We start from the raw sequence: 24,072 nt of genomic DNA on the forward strand, positions 1-24,072 counted from the left end.
GCGGAGGCTCTACGATAGATCGTCACCGTCATCGGTGTCAGTGAGCGGCCTGCGGCGGTCGGTGATCACCTCGGGATAATCCACCTGCAGGAAATAAAGCCCGTCGGGCGGCGCCACCGGGCCGCAGGCCTTGCGGTTGCGCGCTTCGAGCGCCGCCTCGACATCGTCGGGCGTCCACTTGCCTTCGCCGGCGAGCTTCAACGTGCCGGCGAAGGAACGGATCTGGTTGTGGAGGAAGCTCTGCGCGGTGGCGCGGATTTCGATCAGCGCGCCGCTGCGCGTCACGTCGAGCCGGTCGAGGGTGCGCACCGGGCTGTTTGCCTGGCAGTGGGCGGAGCGGAAGGTGGAGAAATCGTGCCGGCCGACCAGTCGCTGGGCGGCGGCATGCATGACCTCATGGTCGAGTGTCTTCGGCACCCACCAGGCCTTGCCGGCTTCGAGCGCCAGCGGCGCCCGGCGGCTGACGATACGGTAGAGATAATGGCGACGGAGCGCCGAGAAGCGGGCATCGAAGAATTCGGGAACCGCCTCGACGTCGAGAATGGAGACGCGCTCGCCGGCAAGCCTCAGATGCGCATTCAGCGCATTCTGCAGCTGATAGGGCGACCATTCCTTGGAAAGATCGACATGAATCACCTGTCCCATGGCGTGGACGCCGGAATCGGTGCGGCCGGCGCCGCGGACCGAAACGGTCTCGCCGGTCAACGACAGCACCGCGGCTTCGAGCGCACCTTGCACCGACGGACCGTTCTCCTGCCGCTGCCAGCCGACATAGGGGCCGCCGTCATATTCGACGGTCATGCGGTAACGCGGCATCAGGAGAGCCTCGTGCCTGCGCCAAGCGGCGTGCCCCGGAGGAAATCGGCCGCGGCGAGCGGCTTGCCGCCTGCCTTTTGCAGCCTGGTCAGCCGCACCGCGCCGGAAGCACAGGCAACGACGAGATCGTCCGTCAGCAGCTCACCGGCGGCGCCCTGCCCCTCAGCCAGCTCCGAGCCCAGCACCTTTACCCGTTCCGGCCTGCCGCCGATCTCAAGCTCGAACCAGGCGCCGGGGGATGGCGCCAGGCCACGGATATAATTGTGCACATCCCTGGCATCTCTTGCGAAGTCGATGCGCGTCTCGGCCTTGTCGATCTTGGCGGCGTAAAGCACGCCGTCTTGCGGCTGCGGCGTCAGCGGCAGGTCGTTCATTTCAAGCTTCACCATGGCTTCCGCCATCGCCTTGGCGCCGACCTGCATCAGCCGGTCGTGCAATTCGCCAGCCGTCATGTTCGGGCCGATCTCGACTTCACGGGTCAGGGCGACGGCGCCGGTATCGAGACCCTTGTCCATTTTCATCACCATCATGCCGGTCTTTGCATCGCCGGCCATAATCGCCCGCTGGATCGGCGCAGCACCCCGCCAGCGCGGCAGTAGCGAGGCATGGCCGTTATAGCAGCCGTCGCGAGTGCCGTTCAAAACCGCCTCGGGCAGCAGCAGCCCGTAGGCGACGACGACGGCGACATCGGCCTTGAACGCGGCAAACCTCTCGCGCTCCTCCGCATCCCTAAAATTGACCGGCGTGAAGACCGGGAGACCAAGCAGCTCGGCCGCCTGATGCACCGGCGATTTCTGGAGATCGAGCCCGCGCCGCCCGCCCGGCCGCGGCGGCTGCGTATAGACGGCGACGATCCTGTGGCCGGCGTCGACGAGCAGGCGCAGGGTCGGAACGGAAAACTCCGGGGTTCCCATGAAAATGATGCTAAGAGACATTCTATCTCGCCAATTGAGGATCAACCGTCTTCAAACGGGTCTACGAGCTTGAGATCAAGCCCCTCGAAATCTCTGGTGTTGCGGGTGGCGAGCGTGGCGCCGTTTGCAAGGCAGATGGCGGCGATCATCGCGTCCTTGGTCTCCATCGGCCGTCCCGCCTTCCTGCGCTGCGCGGCCAGGAGGCCGTAACGATTGGCCGCGCTCAGGGAAAAACCGAGCACGCGGCCGGCAAATTCCGACTCGATCCTGTTGAAGTCGGATATCAATGTTGCCTTCCGCCTGCCGTCATTAAGAAGTTCAAGACCATAGCGCATTTCAGCGACGGCGATCGTCGTCAGGAAAAGCATCTCGACGTCGTAACCATCAAGCCAGCTCAATATCCGCTCGCTATGGGTCCTCCCCTGCAACTCGGAAATCACATTCGTATCGAGGACGATCATGTGTCGAAGCGCGGCGGTTCGCGGTCGTGTTCGTGACGAGATGCGGCGATAGCTTCCACTTCCTCATCGCTTAACTTTTCATCGCTCATCAGCGAGCGCAGGCGCTGCCCGGCGGAAGCCCCCGAACGCCCGACCGCAATCTGCCGGCGGATGATTTCGATCGCCTCTTCCGAAAGGCTGCGGCCATTACGCTGCGCGCTTTCCTGAAGTTGCCGCTTCATTGCGTCTGGAACATCGCGAATAAGCAGGTCACCCATTCGGCACCTCCATTATGATATCAACGATATCATAATGCTTTGTCGAATCATTTTCAACGCAACGCTCAGAGCGTCTTGGATTTCGCCGCCTTGGTGAACTTCTTGATCACCATCTCTCGCTTCAGCCGCGAAATATAATCGATGAACAGCACGCCGTTCAGATGGTCGATCTCGTGCTGCAGGCAGGTGGCGAGCAGGCCGTCGGCTTCCACCGTCTGTTCCTTGCCATTGCGGTCGAGATATTTGACCGAGACGACAGCCGGGCGTTCGACCTCGGCATAATAATCGGGAATCGACAGGCAGCCTTCCTCATAGACCGAGCGTTCGTCGGAGGATTTGACGATCTCGGGATTGATGAAGACCTGCGGCTGCTTTTCCTCGCCCTCGCGCGACACATCGATGACGAGCATGCGGCGCGGCACGCCGATCTGGATGGCGGCAAGACCGATGCCCGGCGCGTCGTACATGGTTTCCAGCATGTCGTCGGCAAGGCGCTGCAGGTCGGCGTCCACCCGCTCGATCGGCTGGGACAGCTGGCGGAGAATGGGATCGGGAAGAATGATGAGTGGCTTGATGGTCATGGGCGTTCCCATAACCCATCTTTTCCCACTATGGAATTATCCGGCAGGCGGGGATTGCTGTTTTTTGCATCCCCGCCCGGAATTCCGCCATATTTGTCTCACGCCGCCCGGCGGGCAGCAATGACCGAACGGCCGTCCGGCCTTGCCCGGAAGCGCTGCGCAGCGCGATCAGGTTCTCCACCTCGGCCGCGATTTTCGGCTTTGCGAACAAGACGCGCGGCCTCGGAAGATATTGAGGATCGCCGGTTGCGTTCACGTTTTGATCTATATCTTGCCGCATCTTCTGTTATGGTTGCGCCATGACCGTCACTTCCGAATCGCTCGCAGCTTCCGTCGCCTCCATCAGCCCGGCCATGCTGGCGCTGGCCGGCGGCGTTCTTGCAGCCCTCATCCTGCTGGTGATCGTGCTTTTTCTGCGCGCCGCCGGCCTTCGCCGCGAACAGGCGGAGGAGGCGGATCTGCGCGCCAGGGAGAGTGCGATGCGCATGGCCGAGCTTTTGAAGATCCAGGCGGAGATGCAGGGCCGCATCACCGCCATGGCCGAGGTCTTCGGCGCGCGGCAAAGCGAACTCAATCAGTCGATCAACCAACGCCTCGATGGCATGTCGCAGCGCATGAGCTCGACGATCACCGAGCAGACCAAATCGACGCATGAGAACCTGCAGCGGCTGCAGGAGCGGCTGGCCGTCATCGATGCCGCCCAGAACAATATCCAGACGCTTGCCAAGGATGTGGTCGGGCTGCAGGCCATTCTTTCCAACAAGCAGACGCGCGGCGCCTTCGGCCAGTCGCGGATGGAAACGATCGTCGCCGACGGCCTGCCGATGGGCGCCTATGCCTTCCAGCAGACGCTGTCGAACGGCTCGCGGCCGGATTGCACGATCCGCATGCCGAACGGCGCGCCGCCGCTCGTCATCGACGCGAAATTCCCGCTCGAAGCCTGGAACGCCATTCGCGACGCCGGCAGCCCCGAGGCCGGCAAGCTCGCCGGTCAGCAGTTCCGCCGCGACATGGAAATCCATATAAGGGATATTGCCGAGAAATACCTGATCCAGGGAGAAACCCAGGATACGGCCTTTCTCTTCGTGCCGTCCGAATCGATCTTTGCCGAACTCCACGAAAATTTCGAGCCGGTCGTGCAGAAGGCGCACCGGGCGCGCATCGTCATCGTCTCGCCGTCGCTGCTGATGCTGTCGATCCAGGTCATCCAGGCCGTGCTGAAGGACCAGCGCATGCGGGCGCAGGCGCATCTGATCCAGGGCGAGGTCGCGGCCCTGATGGACGATCTCGGCCGTCTCGACGAGCGGGTGCGCAAGCTGCAGGGCCATTTCGCCATGGCGCAGAAGGATATCGACATGGTGGTCACCTCGGCCGACAAGCTGACCAGGCGCGGCGCCAAGATCGAAGCGCTGGAATTCGAGGCGGGCGGCGATATCAGGCCGGCCCGCGACGACGAAGCCCCGGCCAAATCGGTGGAAAGCCGCACCGGTCTTCTCAAGCTTCGGGTGGTTGACGAGGAGTGACCGCTTCGGGCAGTGTCTGCCGCGCATTTCAGACAAGAGTTGGAGCATGACGTCGCCGGCATGTTCCAAAGGACGGGACATCCTCATGATCACAGTTTTCGGGTCCATCAACATGGATCTCATCGCCACGACAGGCCGCCTGCCGAAGCCCGGCGAGACGGTGGCCGGCAATAGCTTTGCCACGGCCGCCGGCGGCAAGGGCGCCAATCAGGCGCTGGCGGCGCGGCGCGCCGGCCGCTATGTGCATATGGTCGGCGCCGTCGGCAAGGATGGCTTTGCCGCCGACGCGCTCGCCCTGCTCGATGACGCCGGAACCGACCTCTCCCTCGTCAAACATGTCGACGGCCCCACCGGCACGGCGCTGATCCTCGTCGGCGGCGATGGCGAGAACATGATCGCCGTGGTCCCCGGCGCCAACGGCCGGGTGACGGCTGCCGATGCCGAGACCGCGGTCGGCAAGATGAGCGAAGGCGATATCCTCATGCTGCAGCTCGAAGTGCCGGTCGATGCCGTTGAACGTGCACTCTCGGCTGCCCGCGCCAAGGGCGTCACCAGCATCCTCAACCTGGCGCCGCTGATTGCCGATGCGCCGCGTCTCGGGCGCCTGGCCGATATCGTCATCGCCAACGAAACCGAGTTCGAGCGGCTCGCCGGACAGGACGGCATGGACGCCGAGGCACGCGAGGCGGCCCTTCACCGCCTGCACCAGGAGACCGGCCAGACGTTGATCGTCACACTCGGCGGTGATGGTGTCATCGCCATTCGCGACGGCGTTATTTCCAGGGCGCAAGGCCTGAAAATCGAACCTGTCGATACCGTCGGTGCGGGAGATACCTTCTGCGGCTATTTCACCGCCAGCCTCGACGAAGGCCTCGATTTTGCCTCGGCGCTACGCCGCGCGGCCGTCGCCGGCTCGCTCGCATGCCTCAAGGCGGGGGCGCAGCCTTCGATCCCGTCAAGCAAGGACGTCGCGGACAGAATATAGTTTCAGTCTCTTTGCGAAGCCGCCGAGAAAACCCGTTAGTTTTAAGGGAATTTCTGCGGCTTTCCTTGCCTCGACCATTCGAGTTTCATTCAAATTTAAGGTATTTCCGGCGATCTTCCTCATGGTCGCCGGCGCCCTTCGTTTTTGCAGCCGGCCGCCAGTTCAAAGTGCTGCAGCGTCACGTGGTGTCTTGAAAGACGCGCGCCGCTGCAGGCGGCTGCTCCATGACGGGGCGATGCCTTCGCTCCTATCGCCGGAGAATGCCCGTTCGGCGTATCCTTGCCCGAGGACCCCATGTTTATTTTTCGCATGAAATCGCTTGCGGCGAAACTTCTCGTCATCACCGGCATCGCCATCGCGCTTGTTCTCATCGTCTCGAACTTTTTTCTCATCGGCCAGACACGGGATCGCGTCCAGACGCTGACGATGGATCAGGCCAACCTCGAGGCGAAATCGATCGCCAACGAAATCGCCGCCAATGTCGGCGAACTCGCCAGTGCCGCGCGCACTATGTCGGGCGTGATCGGCCGCGGCCATGAGGGCAAGTCGCTCGACCGCAAGGGCATGATCAATGTGCTGAAGGCCAATCTCGAGCAGAACGCCTTCGCCTTCGGCAGCTGGTTCTGCGAGCAGCTCGGCGCGCTCGACGGCAAGACCACCGAAATCGCCAACAATAATGACGAAGGCACGAACAAGAACGGCGCCTTCACGCCTTACTGGTCGAAGACCAAGGATGGCGGCGTCCAGTACTCGACCTTCGACAATGATTATACCGCCGAATGGTGGAAGCTCGCCGCCGACAGCGGCAAGGGCGCGATCACCACGCCTTACCTTGCCGAGGGAACCGATGTCCCGACGCTGCTGACCTCGATCGCCTATCCCGTCACGGCGGGCGGCAAGATGATCGGTCTCGCCGGCGTCGACATTTCGCTGAAGTCGCTTACCGACAAGCTGCAGGCGCTGCATCCTTTCGACTCCGGCCGCGTGACGCTGCTGTCGCAGGCCGGCAACTGGATCGTCGCCCCGACCCCTGACCTGATGACCAAGCAATATGACGGCGAAGGCGCCGACGTCGTCAAGGCGGCGCTGTCGAACAAGCAGCCCGGCCTCGTCAGGAACCTCGCCTATGACGGCCTCGATCCCTTCGACCGCGTCGTCTATCCCTTCGCCGTTCCCGGCGTCAACGCCACCTGGGTCGTGCTCGTCGATGTCCCGCACACCGCGATAAACGCGCCGGTTAACGACCAGACCTACATGATGATCATCAACGGCCTGATCGTGCTCGGCGCGGTTATGCTTGCGCTCTATTTCGCCGTCCGTTCCCTCGTTCAGCGGCCGCTCGGCGGGCTGGTGGCCAGCGTCAAGGCGCTGAGCGACGGCCAATATGAGGAGCCGGTCGCAGCTCAGGATCGGAGCGACGAGGTTGGTTCGGTCGCCAAGACGCTCGAAGGCTTCCGCTTTGCGCTCGCCGATACAAGGCGCCTCGAAGACGAGGCTGCCAGAGAGCGGCAGGCGGCGGAGGCCGAGCGCGGCCGCTCGGAATCGGAACGCCAGGAATCGGTGTCGCTGCAGCGCCGTATCGTCTCGATCGTCGGCGCCGGCCTTTCCGAGCTGTCGCGGGGCAATCTCGGCCACCGCATCACCGAGGACTTCCCCGGCGAATACGGCAAGCTGAAGCAGGATTTCAACGCGGCGCTTGCTAGCCTCGAAGAGACCATCAACACCATGAGCCTCAGCGTCGCCAATATCGGCTCCGGCACCGGCGAGATCAGCAACAGCGCGTCCGACCTCGCCAAGCGCACCGAACAGCAGGCGGCAAGCCTGGAGGAGACGGCGGCCGCGCTCAACGAGCTCACCGCGCAGGTCGATTCCAGCGCCGATAATGCCCGAACGGCGGCCGACAACGTCAGCCTCGCCTGCCAGGACGCCGAAAGGTCCGGCGAAGTGGTGCAGAAGGCGATCGCCTCGATGCAGGGGATCGAACAGTCTTCGACGGAGGTATCGCGGATCATCGGCGTCATCGACGAGATCGCCTTTCAGACCAATCTGCTGGCGCTGAATGCCGGCGTCGAAGCGGCGCGGGCCGGTGAGGCCGGCAAGGGTTTTGCCGTGGTCGCCCAGGAAGTGCGCGAACTCGCCCAGCGCTCGGCCAACGCCGCCAAGGAGATCAAGACGCTGATCAACACCTCGGCCGTCCAGGTCAAGGAAGGCGTCGATCTCGTCGGGCGCGCCGGCGGCACGCTGCACAAGATCGCCGAACAGGTGATGGGCATCAACGACCTCATCCGGCAGATCTCGGCCTCCGCCAGCGAACAGGCCGTGGGGCTGAAGGAAATCAACCAGGCCATGAACCAGATGGACCAGGTGACGCAGCAGAACGCGGCGATGGTCGAGGAAGCAACCGCCGCCAGCGTAGCGCTCAACGACGAGGCACAGACGCTGAAAGCGCTCGCCACACGCTTCCGGGTCTCCGGTTCGGGCAACGCCGCTCAGCTCACCGCCGTCGCCCAGCAGATGCGCGCGCCGGCAACCTCAGCCGCTTCGCCCAGGACCGCAGCCCCGGCAGCCCGCCGACCGGCCGCGCCATCGCACGGCTCCGCCGCCTTGGCGCAGGACAATTGGGAAGAGTTCTGATCGTTCCGTTCCGTCTATAATGAAAAAAGGCGCCTGCGAAATCAGGCGCCTTTTTTGTCAGGAATAGACGCAGTTCAGGCCGCGTTCGAGGTCTGCTCTTCGTTGAGGAAGGCGTAGATCGCCGAGGCGGAATCGGTGGCGCGCAGCTTTGCCACGAGATCGTGATCACGCAGGACGCGGGCGATGCGCGACAGCGCCTTGAGATGATCGGCGCCGGCGCCTTCCGGCGCCAGCAGCAGGAAGACGAGATCGACCGGCTGGTCGTCCAGCGCCTCGAAATCGACCGGCTGCTCCAGCCGGGCGAAGATGCCGACGATCGAATGAATGTTCACCAGCTTGCCGTGGGGAATGGCGATACCGTTGCCGACGCCGGTCGAGCCCAGGCGTTCACGCTGCAGGATGACGTCGAAGATCTCCCGTTCGGAGAGCCCGGTGATCCTTGCGGCTCTTGCCGCCAATTCCTGAAGCAACTGTTTCTTGGAATTTACTCTGAGGGCGGGAATGATCGCATCCTGATGGAGCAAATCTGCCAATGCCATTTCTTTTTCCTTCTGTCGCCGGGATCAGATGTGCGGGGAAGCGGCGGCGATACCGCCGCTTACCGCCCTGATCTCAGCCTTTGATATTGGCCGAATCGATCCAGCCAATATTCCCGTCGTGGCGACGGTAAACAATGTTCAGATGTTCCTTGCCGGGGCTGCGGAACAGGAGAAGCGGCTCGTCGGTCATGTCGAGCGCCATCACGGCGGTGGCGACCGACATGGTCTTCAGCTGCTTCGTGCTTTCAGCGACGATCGCCGGGGCGAAATCGTCGGGAATTTCATCCTCGTGATCAGGAACGGAGTCCATGACCGTGTAGGAGACTTCTGCAAAACCATTCAGGTGGTTTCCGGCATGATGGTCCTTCAGCTTGCGCTTGTAGCGGCGCAGACGCTTCTCGATGCGCTCGGAAGCGGCGTCGAAGGCAAGCTGCGGATCGGTTGCTTCGCCGGCGGCATGCAGCACCACCCCGCTGTCGAGATGAAGCTTGCAGTCTGCCGAGAAACGAGAACTCGCCTTTTCCACGGTCACCTGGCCGGAATACCCCCCGTCGAAGTATTTCGTGATGGCCATACCAATTTGGTCCTCGATCTTTTGACGGAACGATTCACCAATTTCCATATGTTTCCCGGATACACGCACACTCATGGAGTTTCCCTTCTTATGGTCGTTTGCGGGTATCAGTTTACGCCAAGCCTCAGGTTCATCCAAGCACTTCGCGCAATCTCAAGCAAGATCGGCGTGGGCCTGCGGGCCCTCGGTGCCCTTGGGATGATGGGGATAACTTCAAAAGGCGCTCACGGCGTCGATTGCGGCGGGCTTCTAGCCAGAGCTTACCAAAAAGTCAATAGGGCGGAAAATCGCCTGCGCCGATGCGCGGGAAACGTGCGGAGGATTCCTTGCCGACAGGCGCCCCACGCCGATCACCGCTTAGGTGGCTTTCAACGCTTCGCGCTTAAGCTGTGCCGCCTTACGGGTAACATTATGGCGGTGATCACTGCTGGCCGGCTGGCGTCGACGGCTGCCCCTCACCCTAACCCACCGGGGTCGAGGCCGCGGCTCGACCCGGTTGGTGGCGGGCGGCGATCTCTTAGAGTGACAATTGAATTGTCTAAACGCTGAGAAACGTCTGATACCAGTAGAATCAACGCCGTGCAGCGAGTCCACCAAATTCGGACGGCTGGCGATGCGGTTCCGACCGAGCCCGGCACTTGGATGAGACCCGCGTCAGAAGCCCGCAACCTTGGCCAGCGCCCGCTTCTCGCGGCGGCGTTGGACCGAGGAGGCGATGTTCATCGCTTCCCGGTATTTCGCCACCGTGCGGCGGGCGAGATCGATGCCGCCCTTCTTCAGCATGTCGACGATATCGTCATCGGAGAGCACCGCGTCCGGGCTCTCCTGCATGATGAGGGCGCGGATCTTGTGACGCACAGCCTCGGCCGAATGGCTGTCGCCGCCTTCGACGGCGCTGATCGACACTGTGAAGAAATATTTGAGCTCGAAAAGGCCGCGCGGCGTCAGCATGTATTTGTTCGAGGTGACGCGGCTGACGGTGGATTCGTGCATCTTGATCGCCTCTGCCACCGTCTTCAGGTTCAGCGGCCGCAGGTGGTCGACGCCGTTGAGCAGGAAGGCATCCTGCTGGCGGACGATCTCGCTTGCCACCTTCATGATCGTCTTTGCCCGCTGATCGAGGCTGCGCGTCAGCCAGTTGGCGCTCTGCAGGCACTCGGAAAGGAAGGCATGATCCTCACCGTTCCTGGTCACGCGCGAAAAATAGGACTGGTTGACCAGCACGCGCGGCAGCGTATCCGGATTGAGCTCGACCAACCAGCCGCCGTCCGCGGAGGGCCTGACGACGACATCGGGCATGATCGCTTCGGAAACACCCGCCTCAAAGCCGCTGCCGGGCTTCGGATTAAGCTGGCGGATTTCACCGAGCATGTCGAGAAGGTCTTCCTCGTCAACGCCGCAGAGCCGCTTCAGCGTGGCGAAATCGCGCCGCGCCAGCAGTTCGAGATTGTCGACGAGCGCCTGCATGGCAGGGTCGTAGCGGTCCTTCTGCCTGAGCTGGATCGCCAGGCATTCGGCCAGGCTGCGGGCGAAAACACCCGGCGGATCGAGTGTCTGGAGGGCGGCAAGCACGTGTTCGACCTGTTCGACGCTCGTGCCGAGCCGCTCGCCGGTCTCGACGAGATCGGTCTGGAGATAGCCGGCATCGTCGAGTTGATCGATGAAATTCTGCGCGATCAACCGGTCGGTCATGTCAGGCAGGACGAAGGGGATCTGCTGAGCGAGATGGTCGCGCAGCGACAGCTGGCCGGCGACGAAATCGTCGAGATCATAATCGGCGCCCTCGGTGCTGCCCGGCATCGACTTCCACTGGCCGACAAGCTCGGGCGCATCGAGGCGCTGCGGGCCGCCGTCATCGGGAAAGACATTGGTATAATTGGCGTCGAGCTCGTCGTTCAGCCGGCCGGTGCTCTCGCTGCCGCCATTGTCGTACCAGTCGCTGGAGAGCGCCTCAGCGCGATTGTCGGCGCCGTCGTCAGAGCCGGCATCTTCCGGCGGCTGGCCGAACGGCTCGTCCTCGCCGGCACCCCGTTCGTCACCCGCTTCGCCGTCGTTAGACGGGAATTCGAGCAGCGGGTTCTTTTCCACTTCCTGGGCGATGAACTGATTAAGCTCGAAATGCGTCATCTGCAGCAACTGGATGGATTGCATCAGTTGCGGCGTCATCACCAGGGACTGGCTCTGGCGCAGGAAAAGATTGGCGGACAGTGCCATGACGGACGCGAAACTCCCCTCAATTCCTCCGGGAAACCGCGTCCAGTTAACGCCTCGGGCCACGGAAATCCAGTTGGCCCAAAAATTGCTTTTTTATCTCATTTGGTCAAGCGGAACTAAGCGACAAGGTGAATTTCCGCGCCGGCGAGAGCATGACGGATGCCGATTTCAGGCCGTTTTAGCCCAAAATCAGCCTGATCCAGCGTCAGAGGCTGAATTTGTCGCCGAGATAGAGCCGGCGCACTTCCGGATTATTGACGATATCGTTCGCCCGGCCATGGGTCAGCACTTCGCCGGCATGAATGATATAGGCGCGGTCGATGAGACCGAGGGTCTCGCGCACATTGTGGTCGGTGATGAGAACACCGATGCCGCGCGCCGTCAGGTGATGGACGAGGTTCTGGATGTCGGCGACCGAGATCGGGTCGACACCGGCAAATGGCTCGTCGAGCAGCATGAAGGTCGGGTCGGTCGCCAGCGCACGGGCGATTTCGAGACGGCGGCGCTCGCCGCCGGAAAGAGCGACGGCAGCACTCTTTCTGAGCTTCTGGATATGAAATTCCTCCAGCAGCTCGTTCAGCTTCTGCTCGCGCTCGGCCTTGTCCTTGACATGCACTTCAAGGACGGCGCGGATGTTTTCTTCCACCGTCAGCCCACGAAAGATCGAGGCTTCCTGCGGCAGATAACCGACGCCGAGGCGGGAGCGGCGGTACATCGGCATGGTCGTGACGTCGTTGCCGTCGATTTCGATCGTGCCTTCATCCACCGGCACAAGGCCGGTAATCATGTAGAAACAGGTCGTCTTGCCCGCACCGTTCGGACCGAGAAGGCCGACGGCCTCGCCACGGCGCACCACCAGAGAAACGCCGTTGACGACGCGACGCGTCGCATAGGTCTTCGTCAGACCGCGGGCGATCAGCGTTCCCTGATAGCGACTCTTGTCGGCGGCACCCGCAGCTTGTGGCTCGGGCTGGCCGAACATGGTGGATAGCGATGATAATTTCACGTGGGAGGCCGGTTCAGTTCTGCTTCTGCGAGTTCGGCTGCGATTTCGGATCGAGCTGAATCTGGACACGCCCGCCGCAGCTTTCAAGCTCCGCCCGGCCGGTTTGCATATGAACGGTCAGCTTACAGCCGGTGAAGACGTTCGGCCCATCCGAAAGAATAACCTTGTTTCCCTGGTCCGCCGTGAGGATGAACGTCTGCGCGGCCATGTCAAAACTGCCGTCATCAGCCGTCGCCGTCTGCGTGCCCGAGACCAGGTAGACCTTGTCCGTCACCAGGATCTTGTCGATATCGGCGCTTCCCGATGCCAGCGAGGCCGACTGCTCCGGTTTGGCTTCGGGTTGCGCCGCCGCGTCGGCGCCCGGCTTTGCCGCCTTGTCCTTGTAATAGACGGTCATCTTTCCGGACTGCAGCGTTGTTGTGCCCTGGACGACCTTGACATTGCCGGTGAAAAGGGCCGTGTGCTCCTGGTCGTGGATCTCCAGCTTATCGCTTTCGATTTGGATCGGCTGGTCGTTGGAAAGCTTCATGCCCGACATGGTCGTCGACTGTGCGCCCGCGCCCGCGGCCGTCAGAATAAGGGCAAATGCGCCGGCAATGAATGCTACGCCAGTCTTGCAAGCTGAAATGCGACAATCTTTTGTCATGGTGACCCGGCTGGTTAGGTGCCCTGTTTATGGATGGTGGATGGATCGACATTCATGCGAACATTCCCCTCGAATGTGATCACCCGCCCCTTATCTGTTATCTCAAGCGTCTTCGCAACAATGGAGGCATTATCCTTGGTGATGGTGACGGGGTCGTCGCTGCGCATGTTGCCGCCCTTGATATCGAGCCGGGCGGACTGGAATTGCGCGTTGAGGCCGCTGCTCAGCACCAGGGTGAAGGGAGCCGTCATATGCAGATTGTCGGTGGCGCGGTTGTAATCGGCGGTCGAGGCGACGACGCGGGCGATCAGGCCGTCATTCATCGGCACGGCGGCCTTGATGGTCTCCAGCGTGATGAAATCGGGATTACGGATATCCTGCAGCGCCCGTTCGGCGAGCATCGAATAGTTGATGCCGTCGGAATTGCGGCCGGCGATCGCCGGCTTTTCCATCACGACCTTGCCGTTCTCGATCTTGGCGCCTTCGAACTTGACGTTTTCGGGCAGGTAGATGCTGACCAGCGCCACCGCCGTGAGGCCAGCGGCGACGATGAGGGCCGCCACCGGCAGCAGGATCTTCAGCCGCCGCACCCGGGCGGAATGGAACAACGCGTCGCCATAGGCGCTCCTGCCGGAGCCCGCATAGGCGGCCTGTCCGTTGTTCTTCAGGGTATCGAGCATAGGTCTCGTTCCATGTGCGGTGATCGCCGCGCCTTCGTAACAAAGCCGGCCGCCAATCACAGTTCGTTTCGCATTATTACATTGGCTTGCCAATATGGAATTTTTTCTGCAACAAGCAACAAAATGGAAAAACATTAAAAAGTGGCATTCGTACGCGCCGCTGCCATCTATTTCACCGACGACCGGCGCCATGCCGACGCCGGGCCAGTGCTGGAGGTACCTCATGGACAGTTCGATCATCGCCGATCGCCGGCGGCTGCGCCGCAAGCTCGGCTTCTGGCGCATCGTCGCGGTGGCCCTCGTCGTGGCGCTTGGTCTGGCCTTCTACGGCTTCGCCTTCGGCGGTGCCGGAACCGAGCGCCCGCATATCGCCCATGTGACGATCTCCGGACTGATCGTCGATGACGACGAGCTTCTGGAGCGATTGAAGAAGGTCGAGACCAGCGATCAGGTGAAGGCAGCGGTAATTTCGATCTCCTCGCCCGGCGGCACGACCTATGGCGGCGAAAAAATCTTCAAGGCGATCCGTGCCATATCGGCCAAGAAGCCCGTCGTCTCGGACGTACGCACGCTTGCCGCCTCGGCCGGCTATATGGTCGCCACTGCCGGCGATACGATCATTGCCGGCGACAGCTCGATCACCGGCTCGATTGGCGTCATCTTTCAATATCCGCAGATCCAGCCGCTGCTCGACAAGATTGGCGTGTCGCTGCAGGAGATCAAATCCTCGCCGCTGAAGGCCGAGCCCTCGCCCTTCCACGAGGCGAGCGAGGAAGCCAAGGCGATGATCCGCAACATGGTGGTCGACAGCTACAACTGGTTCGTCGACCTGGTCGCCGACCGGCGCAAGCTGCCGCGAGAGGAGGCGCTGAAGCTCGCCGACGGCACGATCTTTACCGGCCGGCAGGCACTCCAGGCGAAGCTCATCGATACGATCGGCGGCGAGCCCGAAATCCGCGCCTATCTCAAGTCCCGCGGCGTCGATGCCGATCTGCCGATGGTGGACTGGGACAAGAAGAGCAACACGCCCTTTCTGCTCGCTGGGGCTGTTTCGCGGTTGATTACGATCCTCGGTTATGATGATCTCGTCAAAGGCCAGGATATTAATGGAATCCTACCCCCAAAGTTGCTTCTTGACGGGCTGCTTTCAGTTTGGCAGGTTGGCCACGATTGATAAGAAATCAATAATTTAAGGGGGCGACTGTGATCAAATCCGAACTGGTGCAGATTGTTGCGGCACGCAACCCGCATCTCTATCACCGCGACGTCGAAAACATCGTCAACGCGGTTCTCGACGAGATCACCGATGCACTGGCCGCGGGCAACCGCGTCGAATTGCGCGGCTTCGGCGCGTTTTCGGTCAAGAACCGCCCCTCCCGCTCCGGGCGCAACCCGCGCACCGGCGATACCGTCTTCGTCGAGGAGAAGTGGGTTCCCTTTTTCAAGACCGGCAAGGAGCTGCGCGAGCGGCTCAATCCCGGCCAGGCCGACGAAGAGGATTGAGCAGCGCAGGCTGTCTGCGGCGAAACCGCACTTGAACTCGACGGCGGTTTTCCTATTCTGCTGACGCATCGGCCCGAAAATCGGAAGCGATTTTCGGGCCGATGCGTAGATACAAAACGCCGCGCATGGAGACCTCAAATGGCCAAGAAGATCGTCAACCTCTTGATTCTGCTGCCGCTCGGCGTCATTCTCATCGTCTTCTGCGTCGCCAACCGGCAGAGCGTCACCCTCGCCTTCAATCCGTTCCGGCCTGACGATTCGGTGCTTGCGGTTTCGGCGCCCTTCTTCGTCTTCCTGTTCATCGCGCTGATCGCGGGCATGCTGATCGGCTCTGCCGCCACCTGGTTCACCCAGGGCAAACACCGCAAACGGGCCCGCACAGAGGCCAAGGAAGCCATTCGTTGGCAGGGAGAGGCCGACCGCCACCGGACGCGCGCCGAAGATATCGCCGGCCAGCTGCCGTCGCGGTAATGTTGTTGCCGGCGCGTCAAACCGGCAAGAAGCTCAGCTCCTCATAATCCCCCTCCGGCGACGCGCCGTTGCCGGTCACCTGGAAACCGTGCGAGAGGTAGAAGGCCTTCGCTCGCCGGTTGTTCACCAGGCATTTCAGCCGGTATTTATGTTGCGGCCATTCCGGCAGCGCCTGCAGCAGCGCCTTGCCGGCACCGAGACCCTGGAATTCCGCTCTTATGTAAAGCATGTGGATGAAATCGTCTTCCGGCCAGAGCGACAGGAAGCCGGCAAGTCTGCCATCGGCATGCTCGCAGACGAGGATCGTTTCGCCACTGGTATGGGCGGCAAAATCCTCGCGATGGAATTTGCCGGGATCGACCCAGACGAATGTCTGGCGCCGAACGGACAGATAGATATCCGCGAGCATGTCCTGGTCTTCTGCCCGCGGTGGCCTGATGGTCCACGTCATGATGAGCCCTTAAACCAAGCTCCTGCCGGCGCCAAGTTCACAGCGAACGGCACTCAATCGGCCACCATTTTTGCAACGACGGCGGCATTGAAATCGGAGAAGAAACCTTCGGCCAGCCTTTGCGAGGTCGAATCGAGCAGGCGCGCGCCGAGTTGGGCGAGCTTGCCGCCGAGTTCGGCCCTGCCCCGGTAATGCAGGATCGTCTCCGCGCCCCGCTCTTCGAGCACGACATCGGCGGCTCCCCTGGCGAAGCCGGCAAGACCACCCTTGCCTTCGGCGGACAGCGTATAACTTCTCGGCGCATCGACATTGGAAAGCGTCAGCAGCCCATGGAAAGTAGCCGACAGCAGGCTGAACTTGACCTTGATCGTCGCCTCGAAGTTTTCCGGCGACAGCCGCTCGATATTTTGGCAGCCCGGAATGCAGCCGCGCATGATCTCGGGATCGTTGAGCGCCGCCCAGACGACGTCCCGCGGCGCGGCGATGCGTTCTTCGCCGGTGAAATCCATTCGACAGCCCTATCTCCGATTCGCCTATCTTATCCCAGTGGGAAGGCCTTTTGCCAAGGCGCAGAGGAATGTTATCTGCCAATCCCGAGCAGGCAATAGGCGGCGCGGCATTCTCTAAGGCTCCTCATCCTGAGCCGCAGTCCGTGTCCGCTGCCCTTCCGCGCATGCACGTCCAGTCAAAGCTATGCTGATATTTTGACTACGCGCGCCTCAGACGGCTTGAAATAGACGCCCGCGCCGACACGCAGTTGATCCGGCACGGTTTTCTAGGCTACTGCATAATTCAAAGGGTGCGGCAGAGGACGCAGCCCCGTCAACATACCCCGATAGAGACGCGGAAGAGCACGTTGAAACAAAGAGAACGCCGGCCGGGCCAGAAGAAAACCTCCGGTCCTTCCGGCGAAAGCCGCAGGGACGACCGGGGCGGACGGCCGCCGAAGCCGGTTGCGCGGCCTGCGGCCAGCCGCGAGACGGTGCGCGAAGCTGCCGTGCCTGCCGCCGTCGAGCGTCCGTTGACGGCGCGCAGCGGCGAACGTCCGGCCGAGCGCGTACCTGTCATTCTCGACTCGCTCGGCGCCGGCGATTTCCACCTGATCGACAGCGGCGATGGCGAGAAGCTCGAGCAATACGGCCCCTATCGCATCATCCGGCCGGAGGCCCAGGCGCTGTGGCAGCCTTCGCTGCCCTCTCATGTCTGGGAAAAGGTCGATGCCGTCTTTACCGGCGATACCGATGAGGAAGGCACCGGCCGCTGGCGCTTCCCGAAGGCCGCACTCGGCGAGACCTGGCCGCTCAACCTGCTCGGCGTCGATTTCCTCGGCCGCTTCACCTCCTTCCGCCATGTCGGCGTTTTCCCCGAGCAGATCGTCCACTGGAGCTGGATGAAGGACCAGGTCGAAAAAGCCGGCCGACCGCTGAAGGTATTGAACCTCTTCGGTTATACCGGCGTCGCCTCACTGGTCGCCGCCGCGGCGGGCGCCGAGGTTACCCATGTCGACGCTTCGAAAAAGGCGATCGGCTGGGCACGCGAAAACCAGGCGCTCGGACGCATGGAAAAGCTGCCGATCCGCTGGATCTGCGAGGATGCGATGAAATTCATCCTGCGCGAGGAGCGCCGCGGCAGCCAGTACGACATCATTCTTACCGATCCGCCGAAATTCGGCCGCGGCCCCAATGGCGAAGTCTGGCATCTCTTCGAGCATCTGCCGCTGATGCTCGATGTCTGCCGCGCGATCCTGTCACCGAAGGCGGCCGGCCTCGTGCTGACTGCCTATTCGATCCGCGCCAGCTTCTATTCGATCCACGAGCTGATGCGCGAGACGATGCGGGGTGCGGGCGGCGCGGTCGAATCCGGCGAGCTGGTGATCCGCGAGGCCGGCCTCGACGGCAAAACGCCGGGCCGCGCACTTTCCACCTCCCTCTTTTCCCGCTGGGTGCCGAAATGAGCAAGGACTTCCACGATCAGGGACCGCGCAGGGTCGGCCAGGTGAAGGAAGTCACCTCGCTCGCCAATCCGATCATCAAGGATATCAAGGCGCTGACGAACAAGAAGTCGCGGGAGGAAAGCGGGACTTTCCTCGCAGAAGGGCTGAAGCTCGTCATCGATGCGATCGAACTCGGCTGGACGATCCGCACGCTGGTCTACGCCAAGGCCGCCAAGGGCAAGCCGCTGGTCGAGCAGATGGCGGCCAAGACCGTCGCCTCGGGCGGGCTGGTGCTTGAAGTCAGCGAAAAGGTGATCGGCTCGATCACCCGCCGCGACAATCCGCAGATGGTGGTCGGCATCTTCGACCAGCGCTGGAAGCCGCTCAAAGACATCCGACCCAGGGAGGGCGAAACCTGGGTGGCGCTCGACCGCGTGCGCGATCCCGGCAATCTCGGCACCATCATCCGCACAGCGGATGCAGCCGGGGCTTCCGGGGTCATTCTGGTCGGAGAGGCAACCGATCCCTTCTCGCTCGAGACCGTGCGCGCCACCATGGGCTCGGTCTTCGCCGTGCCGGTCGCACGCGCAACGCCGGAGGAATTCCTCGCCTGGCGGAAATCAGCCGGCGTTGCCGTCGTCGCGACGCATCTTGCCGGCGCGGTCGATTACCGCACCATCGACTACCGGAAGAAGCCGATCGTGCTCCTGATGGGCAACGAGCAATCCGGCCTGCCCGAGCAGCTCGCCAAAGAGGCCGACGCGCTTGCCCGCATTCCGCAGCAGGGCCGCGCCGATTCCCTGAACCTCGCCGTTGCCACCGCCGTCATGCTTTTCGAGGCGCGCCGCCATCTCCTCTCACTTGCCGAGGGCAAATGACTGAACAGACCTATGTGCGCCCCGCGCTGTTTTCGCGTCCGGCGCCGATCTTCTTCTTCATCGTCGCCGCCGTTCTGATCGACCAGATCGTCAAGATCGCCGTTGACCACTACCTGCCGCTGCAGGAGGTAGTGCCCGTCATCCCGATGCTGGCGCTCTACCGCACCTATAACCTCGGCGTCGCCTTTTCGATGTTGTCGGGCATGGACGGCTGGTTCATCGTCGGCATGCGGCTCATCATCGTCGCCTTCGTCATCTGGCTGTGGTATCGCACCGCCAAGGACCGCTGGCTCGCCCATCTCGGTTACGCGCTGATCATCGCCGGCGCGATCGGCAATCTGATCGACCGCTTCGCCTACGGGCATGTGATCGACTACATCCTCTTTTACACCGAAAGCTGGTCCTTCGCGGTATTCAATCTCGCCGACAGTTTCATCACCATCGGTGCGGCCTGCGTCATTCTCGACGAGCTGCTGCTGCCGAAAAAGGCCGGCCGCTAAAATCTTATCGAATTCCTGAAGGCATTCGGAACGGGCCTCATGTTAGCCATATAGCATGCAGAACCTGGGACAGTTGCAGGAAAGATTGTCCGCCGCCTTCGGCGGACCCGCCGCCAAGCCGCATCAGGAGCGGATGGGGCAGTCCTCCCCGCGACCACGTGCAGCGGCACCTCAGGAAGCCAATCAGGCCCGAGCGCCAGCGCCGACACAGCGCCTGCTGTTCTACTGGCTGAGCGGCGCCGGCCTGCTTGCCGCAACGATCCTCATGCTGCTTGCCCATGCCGGCGATCCGCTGCTGCTTCCAGGCGGGCTTGTCGTTCTCGGTCTTGCGGTGATTGCCGGCTACCTACTCCTGACGATCCGCCGGCACGGGGCAAACAAGCCCGGCCGCCAATCCCTGCCGGAGCGCAACGACGGCGCAAAGCTCTTCGCCGACGTGCACGACGTGCTCGGCGACATCACCCTCGGCCGTACAATGGACCGGCGCATCGTCTCCGCCAACGATACGTTTCGCCGTCTGACCGGTCGACTGCATCCGGAGGGACGCAGCTGCGAGGAGATCGGCCTCGCCTTCCGCCCCGGTCCGATCCCGCATTGCTACGATGTCGAAATCTCGACACCGGAAGGCCAGCGGATTTTCGTCTGGCGCGACGTCGTCACCCGCGATCCTGCGAGCGGCCGCCTGCTGCTGCAGAGCGTTGCCCGCGACGTCACCGAAGAGCGGCTGATCGCGCAGGGCCGCGAGGAAGCCCGCCAGAAGGCCGAGTATAACAGCGCCGCCAAGTCCAGGCTGCTTGCCACCGTCAGTCACGAGGTGCGCACGCCGCTTTCCGGCATCCTCGGCATGACGCACCTGCTCGCCGAGACGCGGCTGACACAGGAGCAGCAGAATTATCTGGCGAATATCCGCCAATCCGGCCACGCGCTGACACAACTCGTCGAAGACCTGCTGGATTTCTCCACCATCGAGGTCGGCCGTTTCGAACTGCACCCGCGCTCCGAATCGCTGCGCAAGCTTCTCGAGAGCGTCGTCGAGATGCTTGCCCACCGGGCGCATGAAAAGGGTATCGAGATCGGCGCCACCGTGTCATCGGACGTGCCGGAGCAGATGAGCTTCGATCCGGCGCGGCTGCGCCAGGTTCTGTTCAACGTCATTGGCAACGCCGTGAAGTTCACCCAGGTTGGCGGCGTCTTCATCCGCGTGGCGCTTGACGCCGGCAACCTGTTGATCACCGTCGCCGACAGCGGTCCCGGCATGACGGCGGAGGAGCAGGCGCGCGTCTTCGGCGAGTTCGAGCAGGGCGGCACCGTCGCCGAGAAGAGCGGCGGCACCGGGCTCGGCCTGGCGATCTCGGCGCGCATCATGCGCGAATTCGGCGGCGCATTGACGGTTGCCAGCGAAAAGGGCCTGGGCAGCGAATTCACCATCCGCTTTCCCGTCGATGTCGGCGGCGAAAGGTCCGAGCGGCGAAACACGCTGCTTGCCGGCAACAGCATCGTGCTTTTGGCGCCGGCAGGCGCGGCGCGCACCGCCATCGCCGAGACCATCACCGCGCTCGGCGGCATCTGCCATCTCGTCGGCGACGGCGAGACGGCGCGGGAAAAGCTGCTCGGAATGGCCAATGGCGGCGGCCGACCGACCGATATCATCGTCGACCACCGCATGTCGGCGGAATTTTCCACTCACCTTGCCGATCGCGCCGAAATCGCCGCGCTCGGCCTGCGCAAGGTTCTGCTCGTCAATCCGGAAGAGCGCAGCGCCCATCCGCTCGACCTGTTCGATGCCTGGCTCATCCGGCCGCTGCGCGAACAGTCGCTGATCGATGTGCTTCGCGGGCGCATGCGCGGCATGGAAAAGCGCGACGCGCTGAACGACAATCAGCCGGGGTTTGGGCTTTCGGTGGCGGAGACGAGGGTGGCGGCGAGCGGGCTCAGCATCCTGCTCGGCGAGGACGATCCGATCAACGCCATGCTGGTGCGCGTCGTCCTGGAAAAAGGTGGGCACAAGGTGCGCCATGTCGAAGATTTCGAGACGCTGCTCGATTGCGCCCTCGGCGAGGCGGATGCCCGCCCCGACATCATCATCAGCGATCTGTCGATGCCGGGCGGCAACGGCATCGACATGCTGGGACGGCTGCGCGGCCACGAACGGCGGCTCGATCTTGCCCCCGTGCCGGTGATCGTGCTGACCGCCGACAAGAGCGACGAATCCCGCCGCCAGGTCTTGCTCAACGGCGCCAACCGCGTCATGGTGAAGCCGGTCGACCCGCTGCGGCTGCTGACCGAAGTACAGGCCGTCGCCGCACTTTCGGCCCGTCGGGCAGAGGCGCGATAGAGCCTGTGCGGCCACCACGCGCCTTGCCTCGGGAAATGCAATATGTCACTTTCCTGTCGTACAGAAGTGTTTTATGGCGTCGATAAGCCGGCAACCGGAGAATCGCCATGTCCTCCATCGACATCCTCAATCGTGACGTCACCGCGGAGGCTGCACGGCCGTCGACGGCTGCTGCCCAGAAGGACGGCGATATCCTTGGCCGCATAGGCAATCTGGAAACGCGCCTTGCCCGCACGACACGCGAGATCGACGCCGCCCAGGCGGTGCGCTACCGTGTCTTCGTCGACGAAATGAAAGCGCAGCTGCCGCTGGACGCCATGCGCCGCCAGCGTGATGTCGACGCCTATGATGCTGTCTGTGATCATCTTCTTGTTCTCGACCGTGCGATAGAGGGCGACTCTGAAGACCAGATCGTCGGTACCTATCGGCTGCTGCGCCAGGATGTCGCCATGGCCAATGGCGGTTTTTACTCGGCTTCCGAATTTGAGATCGAGGGGCTTCTCGCCAAGCATCCGGACAAGCGCTTCATGGAGCTCGGCCGTTCCTGCGTGCTGCCGGAATACCGCACCAAGCGCACCGTCGAGCTACTGTGGCAGGGCAACTGGGCCTATGCGCTGAAGCATGGCATGAGCGCCATGTTCGGCTGCGCCTCATTCCCCGGCGTCTATCTCGAAAGCCACGCGCTGGCGCTGTCCTTCCTCTATCACACTGTGCTGGCGAAGGACGAATGGGCCGTCGGCGCATTGCCGCATCTCGCCCGCAACATGGACCTGATGCCGGTCGAGGCGGTCAATCCGAAACGGGCGCTGATGGCCCTGCCGCCGCTCATCAAGGGGTATCTGCGCCTCGGCGCGATGGTCGGCTCCAGCGCCGTCGTCGATCATGCCTTCAACACGACAGACGTGCTGATCGTGCTGCCGATCTCCAGCATTTCCGACCGCTACCTGAACTATTACGGCGCCGACGCCGGCCGCTTCGCAAGCTAAATATTTCCTGATCGGCTTGCAGCATGCTGCCCTGGCGCAAACCCGCCAGGCTCTCCGATCGGCGCCCTCATAGATCGGATCGCCTTCTCGTATCCGACGGGTTCTCTCCATAGGCCGCCCGATAGATCGCCGCAAAACGGCCAAAGTGGAAGAATCCCCACTTCAAACAGATGTCCCGCAATGGCTGCCGGTTTGAAGGATCGCGCAGATCCTCCCGGACCGCCTGCAAACGGATCGTCCGGAGGTATGCGGACGGTGTGGTTGCCTTGAAAGCCCGAAAACCGACTTCGAGAGCGCGAGTGGAAATGCCCGCCGCCTCCGCAACATTCTGCATCGTCAACGGCTGCGCGATGTTCGCATGCATGAATTCCATTGCGCGGCGGACATGCCGCGGTGCGATCAGATGGATTTTCTTGTCCAGAAGATGCGAGAGCCGATGAGGAACCAAGCGCACGACCAGATCGGCAAATGCCTGGGTCAGGTTCGACATGGCAATTGGCGAGTGAAGGAGCGGGCCGTCGTTGCGCATGCCGATGATCATCGTCTGGGCGAGACTGCCGATCAACTGCCCCGCCGCGGTGGAGCGATCAACGACCGGCGACAAATCCAATGACCCGATCAGCGGGGTCTCCAATACGGCGGCGACGGTCTGAGCTAAGATCGGCCAACTCAGACTGAGTGTGTCTGACCGGTGAGGCGCTGCCCTCACGGAAACCCGTTCCGGCTCAAGATTGTTCATCAACAACAGCCGCCCGGGTGTCGCTTCGGCCACAGTCCGACCAAAGGCTACGTCGAGACCACCCGTTCGCGGAACGACGATTGCCAGCGTTTCCGGCGTTCCATCTGCCGTTCTTGCACCCCAGCCGCCGGAATCCTGGTTGCTGACCAGCGACACCCGCTCATCACCCCAAAACCCCACCTTCCAGTCGAGCGCTTTCTCGCGACCATTTCGCCATGCGTCGAACGAACCGAACCCCTTGGTCAGAGCCTCGACCATATCGTCGAAGGTTGTCCCCTGAAATCGGGCTGTGAAATTCGGGGAGGCGTTTTCCGGCATGGGAATCCAGACAGCTGATGAAATATCGGATTTATGCCGCGCGCATTGTTCAAAAGTATGACTTATCGGATGAACCCTTTCAACCATATCCTCGGCGAGCAAGCCACAAAAAGGTGCGCCCGGCCGAC

Annotated in this window: 25 protein-coding genes; 11 read left to right on the top strand and 14 right to left on the bottom strand. The window is 62.4% G+C overall.

Annotated features, from left to right (window positions below; translation table 11 throughout):
* Window positions 1–9: 9 nt before the first annotated feature.
* The 5 genes from truA to def all read right to left on the bottom strand — a co-directional run bounded on the left by truA (window position 10) and on the right by def (window position 3,029).
* The gene (truA, locus tag EFR00_RS21790; RefSeq protein WP_077991185.1) at window positions 10–816 is read right to left on the bottom strand and encodes a tRNA pseudouridine(38-40) synthase TruA; all 807 of its coding nucleotides are present in this window, start codon (window positions 814–816) and stop codon (window positions 10–12) included.
* Window positions 816–1,751, bottom strand: a complete 936-nt coding sequence (gene fmt / locus EFR00_RS21795) for a methionyl-tRNA formyltransferase (RefSeq protein ID WP_077991187.1) — start codon at window positions 1,749–1,751, stop codon at window positions 816–818. Before fmt ends, truA begins: the two co-directional genes overlap by 1 nt.
* Window positions 1,752–1,771: 20 nt before the next feature.
* Window positions 1,772–2,191 carry a type II toxin-antitoxin system VapC family toxin gene (locus EFR00_RS21800; protein WP_077991188.1) on the bottom strand — a complete coding sequence of 140 codons (420 nt, stop codon included), beginning with the start codon at window positions 2,189–2,191 and terminating at the stop codon, window positions 1,772–1,774.
* Window positions 2,188–2,448: a FitA-like ribbon-helix-helix domain-containing protein gene (locus EFR00_RS21805; RefSeq protein ID WP_009991317.1), complete on the bottom strand. Its 261-nt coding sequence runs from the start codon at window positions 2,446–2,448 to the stop codon at window positions 2,188–2,190. Before EFR00_RS21805 ends, EFR00_RS21800 begins: the two co-directional genes overlap by 4 nt.
* Before the next feature lie 65 nt (window positions 2,449–2,513).
* The gene (gene def / locus EFR00_RS21810) at window positions 2,514–3,029 is read right to left on the bottom strand and encodes a peptide deformylase (protein WP_009991320.1); all 516 of its coding nucleotides are present in this window, start codon (window positions 3,027–3,029) and stop codon (window positions 2,514–2,516) included.
* Between the two features lie 299 nt (window positions 3,030–3,328).
* Between def and EFR00_RS21815 the strand changes: the two genes are divergently transcribed.
* The 3 genes from EFR00_RS21815 (at window position 3,329) to EFR00_RS21825 (ending at window position 8,171) form a co-directional block, all read left to right on the top strand.
* A complete protein-coding gene (locus EFR00_RS21815; protein WP_077991190.1) occupies window positions 3,329–4,552 on the top strand; it encodes a DNA recombination protein RmuC in 1,224 nt (407 codons plus the stop codon).
* An 85-nt stretch (window positions 4,553–4,637) separates the two neighbouring features.
* On the top strand, window positions 4,638–5,537 hold the full coding sequence (locus EFR00_RS21820; RefSeq protein WP_077991192.1) for a ribokinase: 900 nt from the start codon (window positions 4,638–4,640) through the stop codon (window positions 5,535–5,537).
* A 294-nt stretch (window positions 5,538–5,831) separates the two neighbouring features.
* The gene (locus EFR00_RS21825) at window positions 5,832–8,171 is read left to right on the top strand and encodes a methyl-accepting chemotaxis protein (RefSeq protein ID WP_077991194.1); all 2,340 of its coding nucleotides are present in this window, start codon (window positions 5,832–5,834) and stop codon (window positions 8,169–8,171) included.
* A gap of 74 nt (window positions 8,172–8,245) precedes the next feature.
* Here EFR00_RS21825 and ptsN read toward each other — a convergent pair whose 3' ends face one another.
* The 6 genes from ptsN to lptC form a co-directional block, all read right to left on the bottom strand.
* Window positions 8,246–8,710, bottom strand: coding sequence for a PTS IIA-like nitrogen regulatory protein PtsN (ptsN, locus tag EFR00_RS21830; protein WP_003570770.1), 465 nt, complete (start codon window positions 8,708–8,710; stop codon window positions 8,246–8,248).
* Window positions 8,711–8,783: 73 nt separating this feature from the next.
* Entirely contained in the window at window positions 8,784–9,359 is a 576-nt protein-coding gene (gene hpf / locus EFR00_RS21835; RefSeq protein ID WP_003570772.1) for a ribosome hibernation-promoting factor, HPF/YfiA family, read from the bottom strand.
* Window positions 9,360–9,938: 579 nt separating this feature from the next.
* Window positions 9,939–11,498: an RNA polymerase factor sigma-54 gene (gene rpoN, locus EFR00_RS21840; protein ID WP_077991195.1), complete on the bottom strand. Its 1,560-nt coding sequence runs from the start codon at window positions 11,496–11,498 to the stop codon at window positions 9,939–9,941.
* 205 nt (window positions 11,499–11,703) lie between these two features.
* The gene (gene lptB, locus EFR00_RS21850; RefSeq protein ID WP_038686526.1) at window positions 11,704–12,480 is read right to left on the bottom strand and encodes an LPS export ABC transporter ATP-binding protein; all 777 of its coding nucleotides are present in this window, start codon (window positions 12,478–12,480) and stop codon (window positions 11,704–11,706) included.
* A 37-nt stretch (window positions 12,481–12,517) separates the two neighbouring features.
* Entirely contained in the window at window positions 12,518–13,150 is a 633-nt protein-coding gene (locus tag EFR00_RS21855; protein WP_038686524.1) for an LptA/OstA family protein, read from the bottom strand.
* A 14-nt stretch (window positions 13,151–13,164) separates the two neighbouring features.
* Entirely contained in the window at window positions 13,165–13,830 is a 666-nt protein-coding gene (gene lptC / locus EFR00_RS21860) for an LPS export ABC transporter periplasmic protein LptC (RefSeq protein ID WP_038686522.1), read from the bottom strand.
* Window positions 13,831–14,053: 223 nt separating this feature from the next.
* Between lptC and sppA the strand changes: the two genes are divergently transcribed.
* The 3 genes from sppA to EFR00_RS21875 all read left to right on the top strand — a co-directional run bounded on the left by sppA (window position 14,054) and on the right by EFR00_RS21875 (window position 15,804).
* Window positions 14,054–15,004, top strand: coding sequence for a signal peptide peptidase SppA (sppA, locus tag EFR00_RS21865; protein WP_038686520.1), 951 nt, complete (start codon window positions 14,054–14,056; stop codon window positions 15,002–15,004).
* Between the two features lie 29 nt (window positions 15,005–15,033).
* On the top strand, window positions 15,034–15,333 hold the full coding sequence (locus tag EFR00_RS21870; RefSeq protein ID WP_003544934.1) for an integration host factor subunit beta: 300 nt from the start codon (window positions 15,034–15,036) through the stop codon (window positions 15,331–15,333).
* Between the two features lie 138 nt (window positions 15,334–15,471).
* On the top strand, window positions 15,472–15,804 hold the full coding sequence (locus EFR00_RS21875) for a LapA family protein (protein ID WP_009987670.1): 333 nt from the start codon (window positions 15,472–15,474) through the stop codon (window positions 15,802–15,804).
* Window positions 15,805–15,820: 16 nt separating this feature from the next.
* On the opposite strand, the gene EFR00_RS21880 is transcribed toward EFR00_RS21875, so the two are convergent.
* On the bottom strand, window positions 15,821–16,255 hold the full coding sequence (locus tag EFR00_RS21880; protein ID WP_077991197.1) for a GNAT family N-acetyltransferase: 435 nt from the start codon (window positions 16,253–16,255) through the stop codon (window positions 15,821–15,823).
* Window positions 16,256–16,308: 53 nt separating this feature from the next.
* The gene (locus EFR00_RS21885; protein ID WP_077991198.1) at window positions 16,309–16,764 is read right to left on the bottom strand and encodes an SRPBCC family protein; all 456 of its coding nucleotides are present in this window, start codon (window positions 16,762–16,764) and stop codon (window positions 16,309–16,311) included.
* A gap of 347 nt (window positions 16,765–17,111) precedes the next feature.
* Here EFR00_RS21885 and EFR00_RS21890 point away from each other — a divergent pair, with 347 nt between their 5' ends.
* The 5 genes from EFR00_RS21890 (at window position 17,112) to olsB (ending at window position 22,887) form a co-directional block, all read left to right on the top strand.
* Window positions 17,112–18,209 (top strand): class I SAM-dependent methyltransferase, encoded by a 1,098-nt coding sequence (locus EFR00_RS21890; RefSeq protein ID WP_077991199.1) that lies wholly within the window; start codon window positions 17,112–17,114, stop codon window positions 18,207–18,209.
* Window positions 18,206–19,066, top strand: a complete 861-nt coding sequence (locus EFR00_RS21895) for a TrmH family RNA methyltransferase (RefSeq protein WP_077991200.1) — start codon at window positions 18,206–18,208, stop codon at window positions 19,064–19,066. Before EFR00_RS21890 ends, EFR00_RS21895 begins: the two co-directional genes overlap by 4 nt.
* Window positions 19,063–19,566 carry a signal peptidase II gene (lspA, locus tag EFR00_RS21900; RefSeq protein WP_039617555.1) on the top strand — a complete coding sequence of 168 codons (504 nt, stop codon included), beginning with the start codon at window positions 19,063–19,065 and terminating at the stop codon, window positions 19,564–19,566. Before EFR00_RS21895 ends, lspA begins: the two co-directional genes overlap by 4 nt.
* Window positions 19,567–19,621: 55 nt before the next feature.
* A complete protein-coding gene (locus EFR00_RS21905; protein ID WP_077991202.1) occupies window positions 19,622–21,901 on the top strand; it encodes a hybrid sensor histidine kinase/response regulator in 2,280 nt (759 codons plus the stop codon).
* A gap of 107 nt (window positions 21,902–22,008) precedes the next feature.
* The gene (olsB, locus tag EFR00_RS21910; RefSeq protein ID WP_077991204.1) at window positions 22,009–22,887 is read left to right on the top strand and encodes a l-ornithine N(alpha)-acyltransferase; all 879 of its coding nucleotides are present in this window, start codon (window positions 22,009–22,011) and stop codon (window positions 22,885–22,887) included.
* A 67-nt stretch (window positions 22,888–22,954) separates the two neighbouring features.
* Here the strand turns inward: olsB and EFR00_RS21915 are convergent, their stop codons facing one another.
* Window positions 22,955–23,944, bottom strand: coding sequence for a helix-turn-helix transcriptional regulator (locus EFR00_RS21915; protein WP_077991205.1), 990 nt, complete (start codon window positions 23,942–23,944; stop codon window positions 22,955–22,957).
* Window positions 23,945–24,072: the final 128 nt, after the last annotated feature.

The organism is Rhizobium sophoriradicis (assembly GCF_003939025.1).
Classification (GTDB): domain Bacteria; phylum Pseudomonadota; class Alphaproteobacteria; order Rhizobiales; family Rhizobiaceae; genus Rhizobium; species Rhizobium sophoriradicis.